Consider the following 21,068-nt stretch of genomic DNA (forward strand, 5'->3'; position numbering starts at 1 on the left):
CCTCTGTTTGAATAAGCCGCGTGAGTGGCAGGGAGAATTTGGAATGAGCAATGAACCGTCCCGTTACGCATCAGTCCTGCGAGATGGGTTGTTTGATGGACAAACAATGATTGTGACTGGGGGAGGCAGTGGCATTGGTCGCTGTATCGCCCACGAACTTGCAGCGTTGGGCGCCCATACCGTTCTCCTTGGCCGCAAGCAGGCAAAGCTTGATGCGGTGGCTGATGAAATTCGTGAGGATGGCGGCGAGGTTTCTACGCACTCGCTGGACATTCGCAATGAGGACGCTGTTGGTGAAACCGTCGCCAAGATTGTTGCGGAGCGTGGTGTGATCCATGGCCTCGTGAACAATGCGGGCGGGCAGTATCCAAGCCCTGCGGCGTCAATCAAGAAGAAGGGCTTTGACGCGGTTGTAGAGACCAACGTTACAGGCGGCTTTTTGATGGCGCGTGAGGTTTACAACCAGGGTATGCGCAAGAGCAAAGGTGGTGCCATTGTCAACATCGTTGCAGACATGTGGCGCGGTATGCCGGGCATGGCGCACTCTGGTGTGGCACGGGCTGGTATGCAGAACCTGACCATGACGCTGGCCGTTGAATGGGCCGAAGCAGGTGTGCGGGTGAATGCGGTTGCGCCGGGTTGGATCGCATCTTCCGGCTTTGACACCTACGACGAAAACTTCATCAAAACCATGTTTGCGCGGATGGCGGACAACAACCTCGCGCGTCGTCTGGGCACGGAAGCTGAGGTTGCCTCTCTGGTGAACTTCCTGCTTTCTCCGGGGGCTGCGTTCATGACTGGACAGTGTATTGGCGTGGATGGTGGAGCGCCGCTCTGGACCAACCTGATGCCGGTTGGTGACAATGCAAACATGAAGGAATACCAAGGGTTTCATCGCTATGAGAAGCCTAGGGCCCTTAAAGCTTGGGAGAAAGACAAATGCCCAAGTTAACCTCCTCAGTCGATAGCGGCAGTGCTGCGTTTGCTCAGAACAAGGCCTTTATGGAAGCTCTCATTGAGGAGTTCCGTGGGTATGAGGCAAAGGTTCGGGAGAACTCCGAGAGCAAGCGTGGGAAGTTCGAGAAGCGTGGTCAGTTGTTGCCGCGGGATCGTGTGAGCCTGCTGCTGGATCGTGGATCTCCGTTTATGGAAATCTCCACGCTGGCTGGCCTGAAGATGCATGACGATGACGGCAAGAAGAATGTTGCTGGCGGCGGCTCGATTGCCGGTATCGGTTATGTTGCTGGCAAACGCTGTCTTGTGGTGGCGACGGACTCTGCGATCAAAGGTGGCTCTATCTCACCGATGGGCCTGAAGAAGACGCTTCGCCTGCAGGAAATCGCCAAGAAACAGAAACTGCCGATTGTTGCGCTGACGGAAAGTGCTGGCGCAAACCTCATGTATCAGTCCGAGCTGTTTGTTGAGGGCGGTCGGGCGTTTGCCAATCAGGCGCGTATGTCTGCGGCAGGCATTCCGCAGGTGACGGTGGTACATGGGTCCTCGACGGCTGGCGGTGCGTATATGCCAGGGCTGTCGGACTACACTGTTGTGGTGCGCGGCAAGTCGAAGATCTTTCTGGCCGGTCCGCCGCTGCTGAAAGCGGCAACGGGTGAGATTGCGACAGATGAAGAGCTGGGTGGTGCGGAGCTGCATTACAACACAGCTGGCACAGCGGAATACATGGCAGAGGATGATGCGCACGGCGTCGAGACCGCGCGTGAGATTGTTGACCACCTGCCTTGGGATGCCCCGGTCGAGGCGGAAGGCGGCAAACAGCCGTTTTATGATGCCACGGATCTGCTGGGCATCGTGCCTGAGGATGCCAAGAAACCGTATGATGTGCGCGAGATTATTGCTCGCATCACGGACGGCTCTGACTTCCTTGATTTCAAGAAGGAATTTGGCGGAGCCACGGTTTGTGGTCATGCTCGCATTGATGGGCAGACGGTTGGTATCTTAGGCAATAACGGCCCGATTGATCCGCAAGGTGCGGTGAAGGCGGCTCAGTTTATTCAGCTTTGCTGCCAGAGCAATACACCGCTGCTCTTCCTGATGAACACCACTGGCTATCTGGTGGGCCGGGATGCAGAGACGGGCGGGATCGTCAAGCATGGGTCCAAGATGATCCAGGCGGTTGCCAATGCCACAGTTCCTAAAGTGACCATTGTGGTTGGTGGTGCCTGGGGCGCTGGTAACTACGGCATGTGTGGCCGTGGGTTTGACCCTGATTTCATCTTCTCTTGGCCATCGGCCAAAGTTGGTGTGATGGGACCTGAGCAAGCGGCGACGGTGATGAAGATCATCACTGAAGAGAAGTTTGCGAAGATGGGACAAGAGATTCCAGATGGCATGACTGACCAGATGGCGCAGAAGATCGTTGACCAGATGTCACCAGAGACCACAGCGCTGTTTGCGACGGCGCGGCTTTGGGATGATGGGATCATTGATCCAAGAGACACGCGCCGCGTTGTTTCATTGGCCCTATCTGTTTGTGCAGATGCCAGGAAACGTCAGCTTAATCCAACAGCATTCGGGGTCGCGCGCGGCTAGGCAGAGCAGCGCCATTCGACTCTTTGAGTCCAGTTCAACATGAGGGTTTCACGATGGAATATACTGAAGAACATCGGAAAATGAAAAGTGCGGTGGTCAAGTTCGTCGAGGCCGAAATCAACCCGCATGTGCCGGAATGGGAAGAGGCAGGAATCTTTCCAGCTCATGAGCTTTTCAAGAAAATGGGTGATCTCGGTTTTCTTGGTGTCAACAAGCCAGAAGAGTATGGCGGGATGGGTCTTGATTACTCCTATCAGGCCATGACCATTGAAGCGCTGGGCGCGTGTGCCTGTGGCGGTGTGCCCATGGCAATTGGCGTGCAAACCGACATGGCGACCCCGGCGCTCTCCCGCTTTGGATCTGATGAGTTGCGCAAGGAGTTTCTGACCCCTGCGATTGCTGGTGACATGGTGGCTTGTGTTGGCGTTTCTGAAGCCCATGCCGGGTCTGATGTGGCGAACATCAAGAGTAACGCGGTGAAGGATGGTGATGACTACATCATCAACGGCTCCAAGATGTGGATCACCAACTCCACGCAGGCGGACTATATGTGCATGCTGGTGAACACCAGTGAGGGACATAAGCACCAGAACAAATCGCTGATTGTTGTGCCGATGGACACTGCTGGCATCACCAAGTCGGATCGCCTGAATAAGCTGGGTCAGCGCTCCTCTGATACGGCGCAGATCTTCTTTGATGACGTGCGTGTTCCTCAGCGCAACCTGATTGGAACTGAGGGTGCTGGTTTCATGTACCAGATGCTGCAGTTCCAGGAGGAGCGCCTGTGGTGTGCCTTATCGCTTGTTGATGGCATGGACCGCATCATTCAGCTGACGGAAGATTATTGCCGTGAGCGTTCAGCCTTCAACCAGAGCATTCTGGATTTTCAGGTGGTGCACTTCCGCCTTGGTGAATTGCGCACTGAAGTGGAGCTGTTGCGTGCGCTTTCTGAAAAGTGCGTTGAATCCATGGTGCGTGGTGAGAACGTGACGCGCCTTGCTTCCATGGCGAAGCTGAAGGCTGGCCGTTTGTCTCGTGAGCTTGCGGATTCCTGTCTGCAGTTCTGGGGTGGCATGGGTTACATGTGGGACAGCCCTGTGAGCCAGTTCCTGCGGGATAGTCGCCTGACGTCCATTGGTGGCGGTGCAGATGAAGTGATGCTTTCCATCATCTCCAAGCTGGATGGCACTTTGCCAAACCCAAAGAAGAACCGTGCAATGCAGAAGGAAGCGGCTGAATAAGCTGCTTTCTCAGTCATTTATTGAGGGCGTATCCCCGAAAACCGGTTTCCACTTTTCGGGGATACGCTCTATATCTTGGCACTGTGAAGGGAATTTTCGATGTTTGATAGCGTCCTGGTCGCCAATCGGGGGGAGATTGCTCGCCGAGTGTTCCGCACTGCGCGGCAAAAGGGCTATCGGAGTATTGCTGTTTATTCCGAGGCTGATGCAACGGCTCCTCATGTTGAAGATGCTGATATTGCAGCGTGTATTGGCGGGGCAACACCAGCGCACTCCTACCTGAATATTGAAGCTATATTGGAAGCGGCCCGTAAAACCGGCGCACAGGCTGTGCATCCGGGATATGGGTTCCTGGCAGAAAACGCGGAGTTTGCGCGCGCTTGTGCGGATGCTGGACTGGTCTTCATTGGCCCACCAGCGGAAGCGATTGAGCTGATGGGCTCCAAGCGGCTTTCCAAACTGCGGATGATTGAGGCGGGTGTGCCGTGTGTTCCGGGATATTCTGGTGCGGATCAGTCTACGGAGACATTGGCTGCAGAAGCAGCGCGTATTGGCGTGCCGTTGATGATCAAGGCGTCTGCTGGCGGCGGCGGACGTGGCCTGCGCCTTGTTGAAGATCTGGCCGGGCTTGAAGACAAGCTGGCGGCTGCAGCTTCTGAAGCTGAGAATGCTTTTGGCAATGGCGAGCTTATTCTTGAGAAGGCGGTGATCAATCCGCGTCACGTCGAGATTCAGGTGTTTGCTGATAATCATGGCAATGTGGTGCATCTGGGTGAGCGGGACTGTTCTGTACAGCGTCGCCACCAGAAGGTGATTGAGGAAGCGCCGGGGCCATCGGTTACGCCGGAAATCCGCGCAGCAATGGGGCAGGCTGCTGTTGATGCGGCACGGGCCATTGGCTATCGCGGGGCAGGAACCGTTGAGTTTTTGTTGGCTGTTGATGGCAGTTTCTACTTCATGGAGATGAATACCCGCCTGCAGGTGGAGCATCCGGTGACGGAAGAGATCACTGGTCAGGATTTGGTTGCGTGGCAACTGGATGTTGCTGCTGGAAAGCCTTTGCCGTTGAGCCAGGAGAATGTTTCCTTCAGTGGTCACGCCATGGAGTTGCGTCTCTATGCAGAAGATGCGGACGCTGGCTTTTTGCCACAAACGGGGACTGTGCTGGCGTGGAATGGCAATGACCTTTCTGTGCGCGTTGATAGTGCCATTGAACAGGGTAGCGAGATTTCATCCTACTACGATCCAATGATTGCCAAGTTGATTGCACATGGCAGTGATCGGGATGAAGCACGGCGCAAGCTACTGCGTGGGCTGGATGAGTTGGTTCTGCAAGGGCTGGTTCACAATGGCTCCTTCCTGAAAAGCGTTTTGCAGGATGATGTGTTTGCAGCTGGCAAGGCTACGACGGCGTTCCTTAATGATCGTGAACTTGGCTCTGTTGCAGCTGATGCAACGCGAGAGCTTATGCGGGATCTTGCCGTGTGTTTGTTTGCTCGCAGCAAAGGCCAAAGCCGCTGGACGACCGCGACCCCTCTACCTGTAAGGATCAAGCTGGATGGTGAGGAGGTCTCTGCGCGGGAGGACCTGCGGGTTCTTGCGGGTGAAGATCGCGGCAACATTGTTTTTGAAGCGGACGGCGTTCGTCGCTCTGCCTTTGTGAGTGAAGCGCCTGAAGGTGGGCTTTGGATCTCGCTGGAAGGGCAGACGCAGTTCTTCGAAGAGCAGAGTTTCAGCTCCAAGAAAGAAGATAATTCGGCTGCATCCAGCTCGATTATTGCACCGATGCCGGGAGCTGTTGTTGCTTTGAAGACAGAGCAGGGCGCACAGGTCTCCAAAGGAGATGTGCTGCTGGTTCTGGAAGCGATGAAGATGCAGCACGAGCTGACGGCACCGCGTGATGGTGTTGTTGCTGAACTTGGGACGCAGGAAGGTGCGCAGGTGAACAGCCGTGACGTGCTGGTTCGTCTGGAAGAAGAGACCGCCTGAGATCTTCCGCCAGTGATTTTGTGAATGACCCGCAGGTTTTGCGGAGGAGAATATGATGAGTTTGAGTCTTCCTGACTTCGGATTGAAGCGCAAGTCCACCATGTTCAACGAGGAGCATGAGGCTTTTCGTGATGTGCTTTCCCGTTTCATTGCCAAGGAGATTACTCCTTACGTCGCCCAGTGGGATGAAGCCAACGAGTTTCCTCGTGAGCTTTACAAAAAGGCGGCGGATGTTGGGCTGCTCGGCATCATGTTTCCTGAGGAGTATGGTGGGACGGGTATCGATTATCCGTTGTCTTATCTCTCCGCCGTTGAGCTTGGACGTGCGGGGAGCGGGGGTATCAATGCGGGCTTGATGAGCCACACCATTGGCACGCCTCCAATTGCGCACCTTGGGTCTGATGAGTTGAAGGCACGGGTGATCCCGTCAGTTTTGGCAGGCGAGAAGATTTCGGCGCTTGCGATCACCGAGCCGGGTGGTGGATCGGATGTGCAGAACCTGAAGACGGTTGCCCGTCGCGAGAATGGTCATTACGTCCTGAATGGTGAGAAGACCTTCATCACCTCCGGTATGCGTGCAGACTACTATACGGTTGCTGTGCGGACGGGTGATACGGGCATGGGCGGTATTTCGCTGATGCTGGTTGAAAAGGGCATGGAAGGTTTTACTCAGACGCCGTTGCACAAGATGGGATGGTGGGCCTCTGACACCGCTACGCTGCATTTCGACAATGTGAAGGTGCCTGTCGAAAACCTGATTGGCGGCGAGAATGCCGGGTTCATGGGCATCATGATGAATTTCAACAATGAGCGCCTGTTCCTGGCCTCTGCTTGTTATGGGCATATGCTTGGTGTGTTCGAGGAGGCGCTTGACTGGGCGAAGCAACGCGAGACGTTTGGCAAACCGCTCATTTATCGTCAGGTCATCCGGCACAAGTTTGTTGATATGGCGATGAAGATGCAGGCAGTTCGAGCCGTGCTGGAAGAGCTGGCGCAGCGGTTGCAGCTGGGAGAAAGCCCGATCACCGAGATCTGTATGGCGAAGAACCTTGCAACAAGCACACTGGAATATGTGGCCAATGAGTGTCTGCAGATCCTTGGTGGTGCAGGTTACATGCGCGGAACCAAGGTTGAGCGCATTTACCGTGAGACCAAGGTGATGACGATTGGTGGCGGTTCTTCAGAGATCATGAAGGATCTGGCCAGTCGGCAGATGGGTATCTAAGTGTTTTGTTTTGAATGAAAAAGCCCCGCTTTTGAGCGGGGCTTTTGTGGTTTATACGGTTTCTTTAGAGACTGATTGTGCCATCTCATTTGGCGTTGCGCCGGAGATGCCCAACTCTCCGAGGAGACTGTCGACCAGTGGGGCCTGAGAGCGGTATCTCAGAGCTGAGTTGACCAACTGATCGGAGAGACCGGCAGACCCTTCTGTTGGTGTTCCGGTTGCTGCTGGTGCTGCACCACCCAGACCATCGACCTGAAGGATTTTGATCTCGTCGATGTTCTCCATTGGCTTCACGCTCTCGCTGATGACCTGTGGCAGAGCTTCGATCAAAGCCAGTTTGACCTGCATATTGATCTGCTCAGGTGATAGGAGGTTGGATGCCTCGTTTAGGATACGCTGACCTTCTGCTTCTACCGCGAGGCGCAGCTTGTCTGCTTCTGCACGGGTCGTGACGGCGTCTGCTTCCGCGTTTGCTGCAATACGGATCTGATCCGCATCACCGCCGGCTTTCAGTCGTACAGCTTCTGCGTGGTCTTCTGCAGCTTGCTTTTCTGCTTCCGCACCAACTGTAACGGCGATAGCGGAGCGTTCTGCATCCTGAGCTGCCTGAACCAAATCGACCTGCTTGTGACGTTCGGCTACTTCGATCTCACGCGCTGTGATGACCTGTTCTTCTGCCTTGATCGCAATAGCGCGGGCTTCGTTTGCTGCAGCATCGGCAGTTGAAAGCGCTTTGGACTTCTCGGAGACTGCAATTGAGCGGTCCTGTTGGGTCAGCTCAAGAACCTTCTCTTTTTCAATGCGCGTTTCTTCCAGTGCGCGGTCCTTGAGAATTTCCTGCTCTTTGACCTGACGCTCGGATGCGATTGCTGACTGGCGGATTTCCAGCTTTGACGTGATATCTGCCTGCTCTGCATCACGGCGACGTTCTGCCTGTTCTGTGGCAATCAATGCTTGTTGCTTGGCTTTGCGAATTTCCAGATCACGTTGCTGTTCCAGTGAAGCGTATTCTTCCTCACGGGCGATTTCGAGCTTTTGTTGCTCGGCTTCTAGGTTTTTGCGGCGGATCAGGACTTCTGTATCCTGCTCAATGTCGTTGCGCTTTCTGCGACGCTCTTCAATCTCTTGCGTGAGCTTGGTCAGACCTTCTGCATCAAACGCGTTGTTCGGATTGAAGTATTCCATGCGAGTCTGGTCAAGACCGGTCAGGGAGACTGATTCCAGCTCAAGGCCGTTTTTCAGCAGATCTTCGGAGACGGCTGCCTGTACCTTCTGCACAAAGGAGACGCGTTGCTCGTGCAGTTCTTCCATTGCCATTTCAGCAGCCACGGCGCGCAGAGCATCAACGAACTTACCTTCAATGAGGTGCTTCAGATCTTCCGGATGCATGGTGCGAACGCCGAGAGTTTGTGCAGCATTGGCAATGGATTCAATGGTTGGCTGAGCGCGTAGGTAAAACTCAGCAACCACATCAACACGCATTCTATCGCGGGTGATCAGTGCTGCTTCATCGGCTCTGCGCACTTCAAGGCGCAAGGTGTTCATATTCACCTGAATGATATCGTGCAGCACTGGCAAGACAATTGCGCCGCCGTTCATGATAACTTTCTGGCCACCAAAGCCAGTCCGTACAAACGCAACCTCTTTTGAAGAGCGGGTGTAGAGGCGGGAGAAGACAATGCCGATTGCGAGAAGAGCAATAAGGACAACGGCTGCCAGGACGAGCATCTCAGTCAGTCCAGTGGCTGACTCCAAGGCGGAGTTTTGATTTTCTGTAAACATATTGGGCCTCAAATTGAGAGATTAATCTGCAAGCGTGTCTGGGCGAGGTGATAAATTTTTGTGTGGGTTCGCAATTGCTGTGAAAAGGGAGCCTTTTAAGCCGACAAGCAAGACTTCGTCTCCCTGTTTTAAAGTGATGTCTGGCTGGTCTGGAATGACCTGCACGTAATGTCGTGTTCCAAAATTATCCGTGACGCGGGCTTCTGCCTGCAAAGCCATGGTCGCATTGCCAAGTGTCAGGACTGCAACTTCGCCCACCAAATTGTTTCGTGAGCGTGCGTCTGTCTCTTCCTTGGGCATGATGCGGCCAATGGCATGACCAGTTGTGGCGGTGAACCAGAAGCTGACAATCACTGTCGGGATGAGCGCCATCCAAAAGGGGATTGATGAGCCTATGACAGATGCAGCGGTGTACTGTATCAGTACGCCTATGATGCCGAAGCTGGTAAGCAGGATGATCAGCAAGACGATGAACGGGACCTTGCCCACGGCCAGCCATGCCAGAAACCCGTCGACGGGGCCAAGGCCGACCGCGTCTACCGAGACGTCTGCATCCATATCGACATCTGCATCGATATCCAGATCCGGCAATACATCATCGACCAGACCGGAAAGAGATAGCCCGAATACCATGCCGACAACTTCGAGCAGCGCCAGAGCGAGCATGACGAAAATGGCGAGCGTGAAGAGATAGGTCTCGCTTGAAAAAAGTAGTTGTGCCAATTCATCCCCCAATGAACACTATGATTGCCGGTTGCTGTTATTCCAGTTCAGCTTCCAGCGCAGCAAGGCGCTCTTCTACGCGGTGGTCGCGGGTCATCTGATCCAGCTTTGCGAGCTTTGCATCGTCACCCATACTTCCTGAGTTTACGACACCCGGTACTCCTGTAGCTGCTTTCATTGCGCGATCAAATGCAGAGTTGGCATTGTCAACGGCTGTATTGAGCTTGTGATCGCTGCCTCCATCTGCTGTTGCGCTTTGTGATGTTGCAGCATTTTTTTGCGCAATGTAAGCGTCCAGTTGGTCTGCCATTTCGCGCTTGCGGCCCTGAAGAGCGAGGATGGAGTTGTTGAGCTCCTGTTCTTCATCACCAGCGTCGGCAATTGTCTTTTCCAGAACTGGAATTTGCGCTTCCAGATCCATCTGACGGGCAACAGCCGCGCGGGCTAGATCCTTCTCGCCAGCGCGCAGGGCAATGGCGGTTTTCTCGGAGAGTTCTTCGTGAGACTTGTTGGTCTCTGCGAGCCGCTGGCTTGCTACGTGCTTTTTGACGGCTGCTTTGCCAAGAGCGTCGCGGACGTCTTCAACAGCGTTGTCGAGTTCACGAATGGCCTGTTTCATCACCATGTCAGGTGCAGTGCTTTCGACGGCATCTACAATGGAGTTGGCAGTTCCGGAGACCAGACGACCGACGCGAGATAAAAGAGATTCAGACATTGAGTCCTCCAGTATTACTTCGAGTTTAAACGGTTGCGCAAAAGTTCAGTGGAGCTGCGCATATCATCGACAAGCTCTTTGAAGAGTTCCGGATTTTGTAGGCGTGGATTCCGTCTCAATCCGGCCTGAAGCACCAGCTCAATGAGCTCAAAAAAATCTTCTGTAATTGCAGCTTCTGCATCTTTCAGGTCTGTTTCGCCAGCTTTGCCAGCCAGCTCCCCTAAAAGAAGCGGAAGGCGGTCAGTCAGTAACCGCAGAACGTCTGACTGGCGATCACTCTGGTCCAGCATGTCGCTTGCTGGTTTTACCAGTTTCCGCGCCGCAAATGTGTGCGTACCATCGCCCAGTGATGCGAAGCTGCTTTCCGGTGCGGCTATGAGCGCCCGGATTTTATCACTTGGCGTTTTGGCTTCCGGAAAGTTCAACCGGGCCAAGCGCTCCGATTCCTCTTGCGTTAATCGCACGCTTAGCGAAATGGATCTTGATGGCATGTAGCACCTTTGCATTACAAATGTAGTTCTAATGTAATTGCAATTTATGATTGTTCAAGAGGGTAAGCTAAAGTTTTTTGGATTTGCAGAAAATGACACTGACCAAAATGCGAGTGTTTAGTTGGTTTTTTGGTGAATGAACTCTGAGGTCTCACAGCAGCTGTCTGGATTGGTCTTCTTCAGGAAGGATGATGTTGGATAAGGTGAGATTTCATAATGGCGAACTCGCGTGAGGATAGATGTGATTGCGGCTCGGCAGGTGAACGTGGGACAAGCGAGTTTGGTGATGCTGTTTGGGATGAGCCGGAACGCCTGCATGTGCGCAAGAGTTTGATCCCGGAGGGGGATAACACTGCCTTTGAGCGGATCATGGGTGTTTCTGATATCTTCCCAATCAACTACCTTAGCCGTGGGGTCGCGGCTGCGCGGTCTATCTGCAAGGTTCAGCTTTATCGGGGGGGACGCATTCCGGCAGGGGCTGGGTCTGGCTTTATGGTTGGGCCGAACCTGCTTCTGACCAATAACCATGTGATCCGGTCGCGGCAATCAGCGGCGCAGGCCTCGGCTATCTTTCAATATGAGATGGATGAGGATTTTTCGCTTGGGCGGTCTGCCGAGTTCTCGATTACGGATGAGATCTTCTTTACCAGCGCGAGTAACAATCTGGATTTCAGTTTTGTCTCTGTTGAAGAGGGGAATAAAGAGGCCAGGTCACTCTCTGACTTCGGTTCTTTGAAGTTGTTGCCTCAATCTGGCAAGGCGGTGAAAGGTGAGTCTGTTTCAATCATTCATCATCCCAATGGCGGGTTGAAGAGCCTTTCTCTTCGCAACAGCCAAATCCTAAGCGTTCATGATCACTTCATAACTTACTCAAGTGATACCCTGCCTGGGTCTTCGGGTGCGCCGGTGCTAAATGACCAATGGTTGCCGGTGGCTTTGCACCACCGCAGTATTTCTCATCCATCCAATAGAAACCGCTGGATTGCGAACCGCGGTATCCGGATCAGCGCTATTTTAGCCTACCTGAAGCTGCATGCGTCAAAGCGCAACACCGACGCATTGAGGATTACTGAACGTCTTGGTTTGTAATTAAGCAGTAAGATCAGTGCACTAACCAAAGTGTTATGTTGATATACGTAGTTCAAAGTGACTAATGGGCATAACGTATATATCAATCCTCTTTTTTCAGAATGCTGCTAGATAAGCGTCCATAAATAGAAGAATAAATCTACATGATAGATCGATGCAAAGCTCCGGCGTTATAAGCAAAACAATTTTAGGACTTCTGGGAAGCGTACTCTTTGGTGGCGCGGCTGTTGCACAAGTGTGCCCAACCGCAGACACGATGAGAACCGGAATGGTCCTCATAAACAGCAGTATTCCCGTACGTTTGTTTGTTCGACTTGAAGAGGACGGACAGGTTACAGAGCTGCATTTGAATGAGCGATATGTGGTGGTGCGTGACCAGATACATGTTCATGAGAAGGGCTTGTTCCTTTCCTATGAACGAGGGGCTCACATCAATCGGACTTACGTGCCAGATATACCGTTTGCTGAGTTCTTTCCGCTGGAAGTTGGTAAGGTCTGGACAGCATCCATTGATGTGTTTGAGAACGAAGACCTTGTACGCAGAGACGTGCCCTACAAGTTTTCCGTCGGTGAGCCTGACCGCTTGCAGGTTGGCAGTTGCGCCTATGATGTGCTTGATGTGACGCTTGAAACCGTTAGCGCAGAGGGTGAGGATATTGTTACCAAATATGCCTACAGCCCTGAGCTTGGAACCATCCTTAGAGGGGAAGGCAAGCATCTTTGGACATCCGAAAACGATGTGATGCAGTTTGATGAGCTGCGCGTTGTGCGCAACAAGCTGGTGCAATAAGCAAAAGGGGAGACCAAAGCCTCCCCCTGAAGACGTTTAAGCCAGCACTTCGCGGCTGATCAGTTCCTTCATAATCTCTGAAGTACCGCCGTAGATGCGCTGGACGCGCGCGTCTACAAAGGCGCGGGAAACGCCGTATTCTCTCATGTAACCGTAGCCGCCGTGGAGCTGGAGGCAGCCGTCTACAACACGGCCCTGCATTTCTGTTGTGCCGAGTTTGGCCATGCTGACGGTAGTGTTGTCGAGCTTGCCTTCCAGGAACAGGCGGCAGCATTCGTCAACGAATGCGCGGTGGGTGCGGACGTCGGTTGCCATTTCTGCCATTTTGAAGCGGGTGTTCTGAAGGGTAGCAACCGGGCGACCGAAGGCCTGACGTTCTTTGACGTAGTCAGCCGTCATTGCCAGTACGCCTTCGGCACCTGCAACAGCGCCAACAGCGAGAGTAAGTCGTTCGCGTGGGAGCTCGTTCATCATGATGTGGAAGCCAGCATCCATTCTACCGAGGCAAGCGCTGGCCGGGACGCGAAGGTCTTCGAAGAAGAGCTCAGATGTGTCTGAGGAATGCAGACCGATCTTGTCGAGGTTCTGACCGCGTTTGAAGCCCGGGTTGTCAGCTTCAACGAGGAAAAGGCTGGTTCCCTTGGAACCGGAGACGTCCAGATTTGTGCGAGCCACAACGATCACAACATCGGCATGCTGGCCGTTGGTGATGAAGATTTTGCTGCCGTTGATGATGTAATCATCGCCGTCTTTGCGTGCGATTGTGCGGATGCCCTGAAGGTCAGAACCTGCTGCTGGTTCAGTCATCGCAATGGCGCCGACGCACTCGCCTGTCACCATCTTTGGCAGGTACTTTTGCTTCTGCTCTTCACTGCCGTGATTGAGGATATAAGGGGCAACAATGTCGGAATGCACGCTGAGAGAAACGCCCAGACCAGAACAGTTGGCGCGGGTGAACTCTTCAATGATGACCATGGAGAACAGGAAGTTGGTGCCGAACCCGCCATATGCTTCCGGGGTGTCTACAGAGAGCAGGCCCTGTTCGCCCATCTTGTTCCAGATGTCACGCGGGAAGATATCTGCCTTCTCCCATTCGTCGTAGTGCGGGAGAATCTCTGCTTCGATGAACCGCTTTACATTATCGCGAAAAAGCTCAAGTTCACCTTTCAGGTCTTCGTCAATCATATCCATCCCTTTGTATTTCAAGCAGAAACGACGCTCTCCCAAATTCATCTCCCAACAGCGATTTAGGGTCGTTTCTTTACGTATACGGCAAGCCTAAGGGAGGTGATCAATCTGCGCAACTGGCGATGAGTATTAGGCGATTGGCATAATTGCTGCCGGTTGTGACTTGACTCTCCAAAAGCGACTTATATATTAGAGAAAACTAAATTAGAAAACATACATTTTGATCACGGTATCGCGCATGCCCTGGTTAGTTTCTCCATCAACCGAACTTTCCTCTGCAGGGGAAAGAACGAGTATAAAATATGACTGAGTTTACCCCATTTGCCTCGTTAGCCGGAGGCGTTTTAATCGGCTTGTCTACTGTCATCCTGTTGCTCGCCAATGGGCGGATTGCGGGGATTAGCGGCATTTACAGCCGCTTGTTTGAGTCCAGTACACTTGCCAATGGCAAGTCGGCCTGGGTGCATGGCGAGAAGGGCTGGCAACTGTCGTTTGTTGTTGGGATCGTTCTTGCGCCTCTGCTGCTGATGGAAGGGGGATTTGAGATTGAGCAGGTGTTTACAGGAGACCTGACGCTGATTGCTATTGCAGGCGCTCTTGTTGGCTTTGGCTCGGTGTTTGGAAGCGGATGCACGAGTGGGCATGGTGTTTGTGGTTTGTCGCGCCTGTCTGTTCGGTCACTGGCCGCGACGATCACCTTTATGTCGGTCGGCATTGCCGTTGTGTTCGTCCTTCGCCACGTGGTGGGGGGATAACATGCAACGGATCATCGCTGGTTTTTTGGCTGGCCTGACCTTTGGGGCGGGGCTGGTTGTTGCGGGAATGAGCAATCCTTTGAAGGTGCAAAACTTCCTTGATGTGTTTGGAAATTGGGATCCAAGTCTCGCCTTTGTGATGGGTGGCGCCATTCTGGTGGCTTTTCCGTTTTTCCGTCTGGCGCGCTTTCTACCGCGTCCGTTTGTGGCGGATGACTTTCGGATTCCGACGTTTCAACAGATCGATAAACGGTTGATTTTTGGGTCAGCTACATTTGGTGCGGGATGGGGATTAATCGGTTTGTGTCCAGGTCCTGCACTGGTTTCAGTTTCATTGCTGTCGCCTCAGGCGATTGTGTTTGTTTTGTGCATGACGGCGGGGATGCTGGTCGCGAGACTGGTTGCCGGCCTCTCAATGCGAAGAGCGTTGAAAGAGGCCTGATCTGTCATGTGTTTCATTGATAAATCATGGATTTAGGTGGGAGAAGGTTATGAGCAGCTATCCTGTGCAGATGGATCAGAAAGTGGAGATCAAGGATTTCTTTGATCCGGTGTCGAACACCATCACTTATGTGGTGACAGACCCGGAAACAAAGGCATGTGCGGTCATCGACAGTGTGATGGATATCGACTATCCGGCAGGGCGCATCAGCTTTGAGCATGCCGATGAAATCATTGCGTACATCCGCGAAAATGATCTGAAGCTGGAATGGCTGCTTGAAACCCATGTGCATGCTGACCACTTGTCTGCTGCGCCGTATATTCAGCAGAAGCTGGGCGGCAAGATTGGTATTGGTGAGCAGGTGACAGTTGTTCAGGGCGTGTTTGGTAAAGTGTTTAATGCAGGCACTGAGTTTGCACGCGATGGCAGCCAGTTTGATAAGCTGTTTCAGGACGGGGATACCTACCAGATCGGGAATCTGAAGTGCTTTGCGATGCATACGCCGGGGCATACGCCAGCGTGTATGGTGCATGTGATTGGTGATGCGGCGTTTGTGGGGGATACGTTGTTTATGCCGGACAGCGGCACTGCGCGCGCTGACTTCCCGGGTGGGGATGCGTCCGTGCTGTATGCGTCTATCCATAAGGTGTTGAGTTTGCCTGACGAAATGCGTTTGTTCATGTGCCATGACTATGGTGCGAATGGGCGTGAGATTTTGTTTGAAACAACCGTTGCTGCTGAGAAAGCGGAGAACATTCACGTAGGTAATAGTACTAGTCGTGAAAAGTTCGTCGAAATGCGCGAAGCTCGGGATGCAACGCTTGATGTGCCTAACCTGATTGTGCCGAGCATTCAGGTGAATATGAGAGCCGGTCGTTTGCCTGAGGCAGAAAACGAAACCGGTCAAACCTATTTGAAAGTGCCAGTCAATGTTCTCTAATCTACTTCAGAAAATTTCAGGCGGTGGTGGTGGCCAGCTGCGTGCGCGTCAACTTGCCGAGGATTACTGGGTTGCCGGGCAGCTCTATCCTGAGGACATGGAGAAGGCACGTGAGCAGGGTTTCCGGTCTATCGTCTGTAACCGACCGGATGATGAAGCACCGAACCAGCCGACTTATCTGGAGGTTTCTGGGGCAGCTGAAGAGCAGGGTCTGGAGCACATTTACATTCCGATTGGACCGGGGACAGATTTTGCCGAGGCTGGTCAGGAATTGATTGATTTTCTTGCGAAAGCGCCTAGGCCTGTTTTGGCGTATTGCCGGAGTGGGAACCGGTCTACCATGCTGTGGCGCTCTATCAATATGTAAGCGTTGCCAAACAGTTAGATTTTATGATGCCAGCGAGGGAGACCTTGCTGGCATTTTTCGTTTGTGGGTGGGTTTTAGGTTGTCGAGAGGGGATAAGCCTCAGACATTGAGCGCGATGACGCCCAGTGCGATGAGCGTGATGATGGTGGCTGTGATGCGTACGCCGAGGTAGTTTCGCGATGTGATTTCCAGGTTCTGCAAATAGAAATCAACAAACAGCATGCCCGAGAAGAGGATGATAAGTCCGAGAATGAAGATGATCGGAGCGGTAAACAGGAACAGGCACCAGCCGGACAGTGCGACAAAGTTGCTCCATAACAGCAGCCATGCGCGCCTTGGGTGAGGAGCGATGAAGAACATGCCCCATTGGCTTCCCGCCATGAAGGAGAGGATGACAAGGGCATATAAACTGACTGCTATGACAGTTGCGCCCACCAGTGGCAGAAATGAGTAACCCACTGATAAACCAATGGCTCCGGCGATGAACGGAATGGTTCCGGCCAGAGCAAGGCACGCGTAGAGCAGGGGCAGTTCTCGGTTCATCAGGTTTCAGTCCAGCTCATTTCTACTCCTGATAAAGGCTAGCGGCTAAGGCTGAAGGTAGTCCTGATACGAAGTTGCTCTTTTGAATGAACTGCTCAATACCTTAAGGGCACAACCAGACGGTCATAACCAGCGAAGGTGCCCGACATGCAGCAAGAGATACTCACCACAGCCCGAATGATTGCAGAGGAGGCTGGTGCTTATGCTCTTGAGGTCTTTCATGACCGAGACAAGCTGCAGATTGGCAGCAAAGGCTTGTTGGATTACGTGAGTGAAGCGGACTGTGAAGTTGAGCGGCGCATCAAGCAGGCGTTGAGTGATGCCTTCCCGGAACATGGTTTCAAGGGGGAAGAAACGGGTGGCGAGCTGCAACCGCCCTGCTGGGTGATTGACCCGATCGATGGCACGACCAATTACCTTTACGGGCGGCCAGACTTTTGTATTTCCATGGCTTTTGTTGATGAGAGTGGCCCTGCGATTGCCGTTGTCCATGCGCCTTTTCACCGCCGGACGATTTATGCGGCGCGGGGGATAGGGGCGTTTGAGGATGGCAAGAGATTGCGACCCAGACAAGCCTGTGACCATGAGCTGGTGGTGAACTTGTGCTTTAACTACAAGCAGGAGAATAACCTCGATTTCCTCAACAAGGTCAATCGGCTGGTGTCAGAGCAGCATCAAATCCGTATTTGCGGGTCTGCAGCGTGGGCGTTGTGTCAGGCGGCGACGGGACAGGTGGATGGCGCCTACAATGGCTGCGTGAACAGCTGGGATGTGCTGGGCGGCCAACTCATTTGCGCTGAGGCGGGTCTTGAGGTTGGGCCTTACGTTTATGAACAGGGCAGCGTCTACACCTACCCGAAGGGCTCTGTGCTTTCAGATATTCTGGTTCCCTACCTTTAGGCGAGGGCCTCTGAAGCGGGGATATCTGCTTTGCGTTATTTTGTGCGTTCGTTTGCGTTGAATGCGTTTCTTCTGCGTTGTTTGGGGCTTCTGGTCCCACGGTAGACGGGCAGCCCATTTTGCTGACCGCCCGAAAAGTTATTCCCCTCACTCTGCGCTGCGCTAGGTTGGTTTGATCGCTGCTTTTCTGAAGTGATCGTTTACCGCAACTTCTAGTTACTATCGCTGCTCAGGCCTGGGTGAATTTTTATGGCTGTTGACGCCAAACTCTAGGGCATATTAAGAATAGAATAGAATATTTTGATAATAATTTGAATGATGTTTGCAAGTTCTAATTGCGTGTGGGGGAGAGCATGGCAGTTACAGATGGTGGCTCGGTTGTTAAAAGCAGGAAGTGGTTGATGCAAACCACGCGAGAGTGGAGTGATTTCTTAAAAGCTGTTCTGTTCATTCTTGCGACGCTTGCTGCAGTTTTTACAATTGGCTGGACCTATTATCTTAAGCCAAAACTAATTGAAGAAGTGAAGCTAGAGCTTCAAAAGCAAGAGCATTCAGAATGGCATAAGAGGAATGTTTTTCTGGCGTTGTCCGGTGATCAAAGTGATTTAGTTGACGCTTACCTCACGGATCATAAGACAGAGAATTTGATTGAACACATCCTTGACCCGCCTAAATACAAGATCCTGGAGGGCACGGTAAACAACAAGGTTGATGCGGTAAAAGTCATTAAGCTTGAAGTTGATCGGTCCATCATTTTTGAGAGCGGTGAGGCTAAACAAGACGATAATGGTGAGTTTATGCGAAGGAACCGCCACATCCTTCGTGATGACTTTTATGCTAACAGAGATCAAAACGTTATTGTTCGTGTCACCCCGGATTATGATGGAAATTTTAAGAAAGCCATTGAAAACGGTGAGGATATGGTTCTCCTGAAAGTCGGAATTTCTGAACCGATCCCCATCAACCAGCCTATCATGCAAATGGATGTTACCTGTGAAGTCCGAAGAGCGCTGGGGCAGAGCCCGGAAGGTTTGGTGAAGATTGAAGCAGACACAAAAAATCGTTTTGGCAACATCAAGGATGGTGGATTCCGTTTGAACGTTGTTGTGACTGTCATGAAAGGAAGTCAGTCATGCGATTAAGTATTTCTTTAGCGATTTTTTGGGGAGTTTGGAGCTCCGCAGCATTTGGTCAAGGTTGGCTGGAGACATCTGACGAAAGCGAGTTATGGACCAAGAAAGAACAAGTGTTTAATGTTCCAGGTCTTGGGAAGCCTGTAAAATATTCAGCTCTAAGATTTGAACGCTTGAAGTATTATTATGAAGTTGCTGAACTTCATGACCTGCTCATTGAGAAATATCCTGATCTTTCCAGGGACTCTATTGCCTTTGATAAGCAGCAGGGGACGGAGCGTGTGATTGAGCCAACGCTGCGAGAGGCTTGGGAGATTTTGAAGAATGATGAGCGCATTGTTGCTCTTATTCCTTTTGGCTTTTCTGAGACTGCTGGCGGGGATGAGATTGCTGGTTTTCGGAAGAACAACGGTGAGGTCAGGCAGGAGCTTTTTGCGGCACCAAATCTTGATGCGATTTTCTGCTTTGATGATGAAGGGCGCCGTCAGAGGTTGAATACTTCTTATGACGGTCAGATCCCTTTGTTGCTCGAAATTATCTATAAAACGAATGCGGATTACACTTATGTAGACGGACTGGATCTTGTGCGATTTGATGGTGGCAATAACAAGGGTATCTATCGGGAAGATTTTGAAAAGTGCCGTGATATGGTGCAGCTTGGGTATACTATTCTTTCTCCGAGAGATGCTGTGATTGATAAAGACTCTCAAGGTCGTATCAAGCACGGCAGGACGTCTAGAGAGGATGAACGCCTCTTCCGGCGCATCGTTATGATGTATGATCGTTTTGGGTATTTGAATTTTATACAGGTCAATGAACCTGCGCATAAATATGATGTAGGCGTGGCCTTGAGCTCTCACTCTTACTTTGATGGTGTTCCTTGCAGATATCGCGAGAACCCTAACTACCTTTCACGTTCTTTGAGTTGTGAGTTATGGGCAGTAAGCGTATCTGCTTACGATGATGCACCAATCGCCTTTCGGGCGGAGCCTTTGCAGGAGGTTGATTTTTGGGGAGATCCTGACAGGACGACACCCGGTGTGATGATTGTGCGGCACCGGACTAATTGAAGGATGTTGCGCAAACGTGCTTTGAGTGAGCTTGCAGCACGCTCCCAGATCGACCGGGAGCATGCATATTGTGATGGTTACTTGTTCAGGAACGGGCGTAGCTTGCCGGCCAGTTTTTCTGGGTTGTTGAAGTGTGGGAAGTGGGCGGCTTCTTCTATGCGTTCCAGCTTTGCGTTTGGGATCGCGTCCTCATAGATTTCAGAGACTGCGAGTGGCTGGAAGTCTTTGTCGCCATGGATGATCAGCGTGTCAGCTGTGATGTTGCCCATATGCTTGCTCCAGTCATGGCGTCTGCCAAGGCCGAAGAACTGAGCGCGGGTGTACCAACTGCCGAAGAGATCCTGTGAGATTGGCGGGGCACCTTTGATGGTGTCACCTGTGGCCTTGATGAAGTATGGCAGGAAGTCTGCATCCAGCTGTTGCAGGCTGGCTTCATCTTCTTTGAAGACCTGACCGAGATCCAGATAACGGCGCTGCCATTTGTCGTAGGCTTTGTGGTCCCGCTCTGGCAGGAGCTCACGAACGTTCTCAAACAAGCCTTTGTTGCCAGAGGGGAAGATGAGCAGGTCTGCCGGATTGAGCAAGACGAGCTTATCGACATTCTCAGGGAACTCGGCGGCATAGAGGGAGGCAAGCAGGGCGCCGTAGGAGTGGCCCATGAAGATGAGTTTGTCATCGCCCAGCAGTTTGCGGATGCGTTCAATATCTGCCAGTTGCTGAGAGATGCCGAGGGTGCTTTCCAGCAGCTGGATCTTTGTCCATGTGCTGTCTTCTGCCGGGAAGCGGTCGAAGGGGCGTGTGGAGCGGCCTACACCGCGCTGGTCGTAGTAGTTGACGCGGTACTCGTCAGAGAGCAGGTCAAAACCCGGTGCGCTTGCCATGGTTGGAATGCCGGGTCCACCATGGATGAAGAGGATGTTGCGGCCTTCGCCGGTTGAGAAGTGTTTCAGCTTCACATCTGGTGCGACTTCCCAGAAGTCGTCGAAGATGCCGACGGGTGTCAGGTCTGTGCGCTGGGCAACGGTGCCCGGCTTGAACATGGGTTGTTGCATCATCCACCAGACAACAGCGCCACCGATTGCAAACAGCAAGCCAACCAGAACAACGAGTAACAGAAGCATCTTTTTGCCACTTA

The 21,068-nt window shown here is 52.5% G+C and carries 21 protein-coding genes; 14 read left to right on the plus strand and 7 right to left on the minus strand.

Going from position 1 to position 21,068, the window contains the following annotated elements; translation table 11 throughout:
* Nucleotides 1-43 precede the first annotated feature (43 nt).
* From DHN43_RS05675 to DHN43_RS05695, 5 genes are all read left to right on the plus strand, one after another.
* Nucleotides 44-952 (plus strand): SDR family oxidoreductase, encoded by a 909-nt coding sequence (locus tag DHN43_RS05675; RefSeq protein ID WP_057461226.1) that lies wholly within the window; start codon nucleotides 44-46, stop codon nucleotides 950-952.
* On the plus strand, nucleotides 940-2,550 hold the full coding sequence (locus tag DHN43_RS05680) for an acyl-CoA carboxylase subunit beta (protein ID WP_108818027.1): 1,611 nt from the start codon (nucleotides 940-942) through the stop codon (nucleotides 2,548-2,550). Before DHN43_RS05675 ends, DHN43_RS05680 begins: the two co-directional genes overlap by 13 nt.
* Nucleotides 2,551-2,603: 53 nt before the next feature.
* Nucleotides 2,604-3,791 (plus strand): acyl-CoA dehydrogenase family protein, encoded by a 1,188-nt coding sequence (locus DHN43_RS05685; RefSeq protein ID WP_108818028.1) that lies wholly within the window; start codon nucleotides 2,604-2,606, stop codon nucleotides 3,789-3,791.
* Nucleotides 3,792-3,890: 99 nt separating this feature from the next.
* Entirely contained in the window at nucleotides 3,891-5,780 is a 1,890-nt protein-coding gene (locus tag DHN43_RS05690; protein WP_108818029.1) for an acetyl/propionyl/methylcrotonyl-CoA carboxylase subunit alpha, read from the plus strand.
* Nucleotides 5,781-5,832: 52 nt separating this feature from the next.
* Complete coding sequence (locus DHN43_RS05695) at nucleotides 5,833-7,005, plus strand: acyl-CoA dehydrogenase family protein (RefSeq protein ID WP_082826963.1); 1,173 nt, start codon at nucleotides 5,833-5,835, stop codon at nucleotides 7,003-7,005.
* 51 nt (nucleotides 7,006-7,056) lie between these two features.
* Here the strand turns inward: DHN43_RS05695 and DHN43_RS05700 are convergent, their stop codons facing one another.
* Genes DHN43_RS05700 through DHN43_RS05715 form a run of 4 tightly spaced genes read right to left on the minus strand, consistent with a single transcriptional unit; the run spans nucleotide 7,057 to nucleotide 10,659 of the window.
* Nucleotides 7,057-8,787, minus strand: a complete 1,731-nt coding sequence (locus DHN43_RS05700; RefSeq protein ID WP_108818030.1) for a flotillin family protein — start codon at nucleotides 8,785-8,787, stop codon at nucleotides 7,057-7,059.
* A gap of 21 nt (nucleotides 8,788-8,808) precedes the next feature.
* A complete protein-coding gene (locus DHN43_RS05705; protein ID WP_063303141.1) occupies nucleotides 8,809-9,510 on the minus strand; it encodes an OB-fold-containig protein in 702 nt (233 codons plus the stop codon).
* A gap of 37 nt (nucleotides 9,511-9,547) precedes the next feature.
* A complete protein-coding gene (locus DHN43_RS05710) occupies nucleotides 9,548-10,225 on the minus strand; it encodes a PspA/IM30 family protein (RefSeq protein ID WP_108818031.1) in 678 nt (225 codons plus the stop codon).
* A gap of 14 nt (nucleotides 10,226-10,239) precedes the next feature.
* Nucleotides 10,240-10,659 carry a hypothetical protein gene (locus DHN43_RS05715; protein ID WP_208994936.1) on the minus strand — a complete coding sequence of 140 codons (420 nt, stop codon included), beginning with the start codon at nucleotides 10,657-10,659 and terminating at the stop codon, nucleotides 10,240-10,242.
* A gap of 273 nt (nucleotides 10,660-10,932) precedes the next feature.
* Between DHN43_RS05715 and DHN43_RS05720 the strand changes: the two genes are divergently transcribed.
* A complete protein-coding gene (locus tag DHN43_RS05720) occupies nucleotides 10,933-11,805 on the plus strand; it encodes a trypsin-like serine peptidase (protein ID WP_108818032.1) in 873 nt (290 codons plus the stop codon).
* 268 nt (nucleotides 11,806-12,073) lie between these two features.
* On the plus strand, nucleotides 12,074-12,595 hold the full coding sequence (locus tag DHN43_RS05725) for a hypothetical protein (protein WP_208994938.1): 522 nt from the start codon (nucleotides 12,074-12,076) through the stop codon (nucleotides 12,593-12,595).
* A gap of 36 nt (nucleotides 12,596-12,631) precedes the next feature.
* On the opposite strand, the gene DHN43_RS05730 is transcribed toward DHN43_RS05725, so the two are convergent.
* Complete coding sequence (locus DHN43_RS05730; protein ID WP_063303218.1) at nucleotides 12,632-13,780, minus strand: acyl-CoA dehydrogenase family protein; 1,149 nt, start codon at nucleotides 13,778-13,780, stop codon at nucleotides 12,632-12,634.
* A gap of 305 nt (nucleotides 13,781-14,085) precedes the next feature.
* Here DHN43_RS05730 and DHN43_RS05735 point away from each other — a divergent pair, with 305 nt between their 5' ends.
* From DHN43_RS05735 to DHN43_RS05750, 4 genes are read left to right on the plus strand one after another with little or no spacing between them, the layout of a single operon-like run.
* Nucleotides 14,086-14,538 (plus strand): YeeE/YedE family protein, encoded by a 453-nt coding sequence (locus DHN43_RS05735; RefSeq protein ID WP_108818034.1) that lies wholly within the window; start codon nucleotides 14,086-14,088, stop codon nucleotides 14,536-14,538.
* A 1-nt stretch (nucleotide 14,539) separates the two neighbouring features.
* Entirely contained in the window at nucleotides 14,540-14,980 is a 441-nt protein-coding gene (locus DHN43_RS05740) for a DUF6691 family protein (RefSeq protein WP_108818035.1), read from the plus strand.
* Between the two features lie 49 nt (nucleotides 14,981-15,029).
* Entirely contained in the window at nucleotides 15,030-15,920 is an 891-nt protein-coding gene (locus DHN43_RS05745; RefSeq protein WP_082831039.1) for an MBL fold metallo-hydrolase, read from the plus strand.
* Complete coding sequence (locus tag DHN43_RS05750) at nucleotides 15,910-16,287, plus strand: TIGR01244 family sulfur transferase (protein ID WP_108818036.1); 378 nt, start codon at nucleotides 15,910-15,912, stop codon at nucleotides 16,285-16,287. The genes DHN43_RS05745 and DHN43_RS05750 overlap by 11 nt, the downstream gene beginning before the upstream one ends.
* Nucleotides 16,288-16,386: 99 nt before the next feature.
* On the opposite strand, the gene DHN43_RS05755 is transcribed toward DHN43_RS05750, so the two are convergent.
* A complete protein-coding gene (locus tag DHN43_RS05755) occupies nucleotides 16,387-16,830 on the minus strand; it encodes a DUF3429 domain-containing protein (protein WP_082826966.1) in 444 nt (147 codons plus the stop codon).
* A gap of 147 nt (nucleotides 16,831-16,977) precedes the next feature.
* Between DHN43_RS05755 and DHN43_RS05760 the strand changes: the two genes are divergently transcribed.
* The 3 genes from DHN43_RS05760 to DHN43_RS05770 all read left to right on the plus strand — a co-directional run bounded on the left by DHN43_RS05760 (nucleotide 16,978) and on the right by DHN43_RS05770 (nucleotide 19,933).
* Entirely contained in the window at nucleotides 16,978-17,730 is a 753-nt protein-coding gene (locus tag DHN43_RS05760; protein ID WP_108818037.1) for an inositol monophosphatase family protein, read from the plus strand.
* Nucleotides 17,731-18,083: 353 nt separating this feature from the next.
* Nucleotides 18,084-18,872: a hypothetical protein gene (locus DHN43_RS05765; protein ID WP_057461238.1), complete on the plus strand. Its 789-nt coding sequence runs from the start codon at nucleotides 18,084-18,086 to the stop codon at nucleotides 18,870-18,872.
* Nucleotides 18,863-19,933, plus strand: a complete 1,071-nt coding sequence (locus DHN43_RS05770; RefSeq protein WP_057461239.1) for a hypothetical protein — start codon at nucleotides 18,863-18,865, stop codon at nucleotides 19,931-19,933. Before DHN43_RS05765 ends, DHN43_RS05770 begins: the two co-directional genes overlap by 10 nt.
* A gap of 77 nt (nucleotides 19,934-20,010) precedes the next feature.
* Here DHN43_RS05770 and DHN43_RS05775 read toward each other — a convergent pair whose 3' ends face one another.
* On the minus strand, nucleotides 20,011-21,054 hold the full coding sequence (locus DHN43_RS05775; RefSeq protein WP_208994940.1) for an alpha/beta fold hydrolase: 1,044 nt from the start codon (nucleotides 21,052-21,054) through the stop codon (nucleotides 20,011-20,013).
* Nucleotides 21,055-21,068: the final 14 nt, after the last annotated feature.

This window comes from Pseudovibrio sp. Alg231-02, assembly GCF_900143565.1.
GTDB lineage: Bacteria > Pseudomonadota > Alphaproteobacteria > Rhizobiales > Stappiaceae > Pseudovibrio.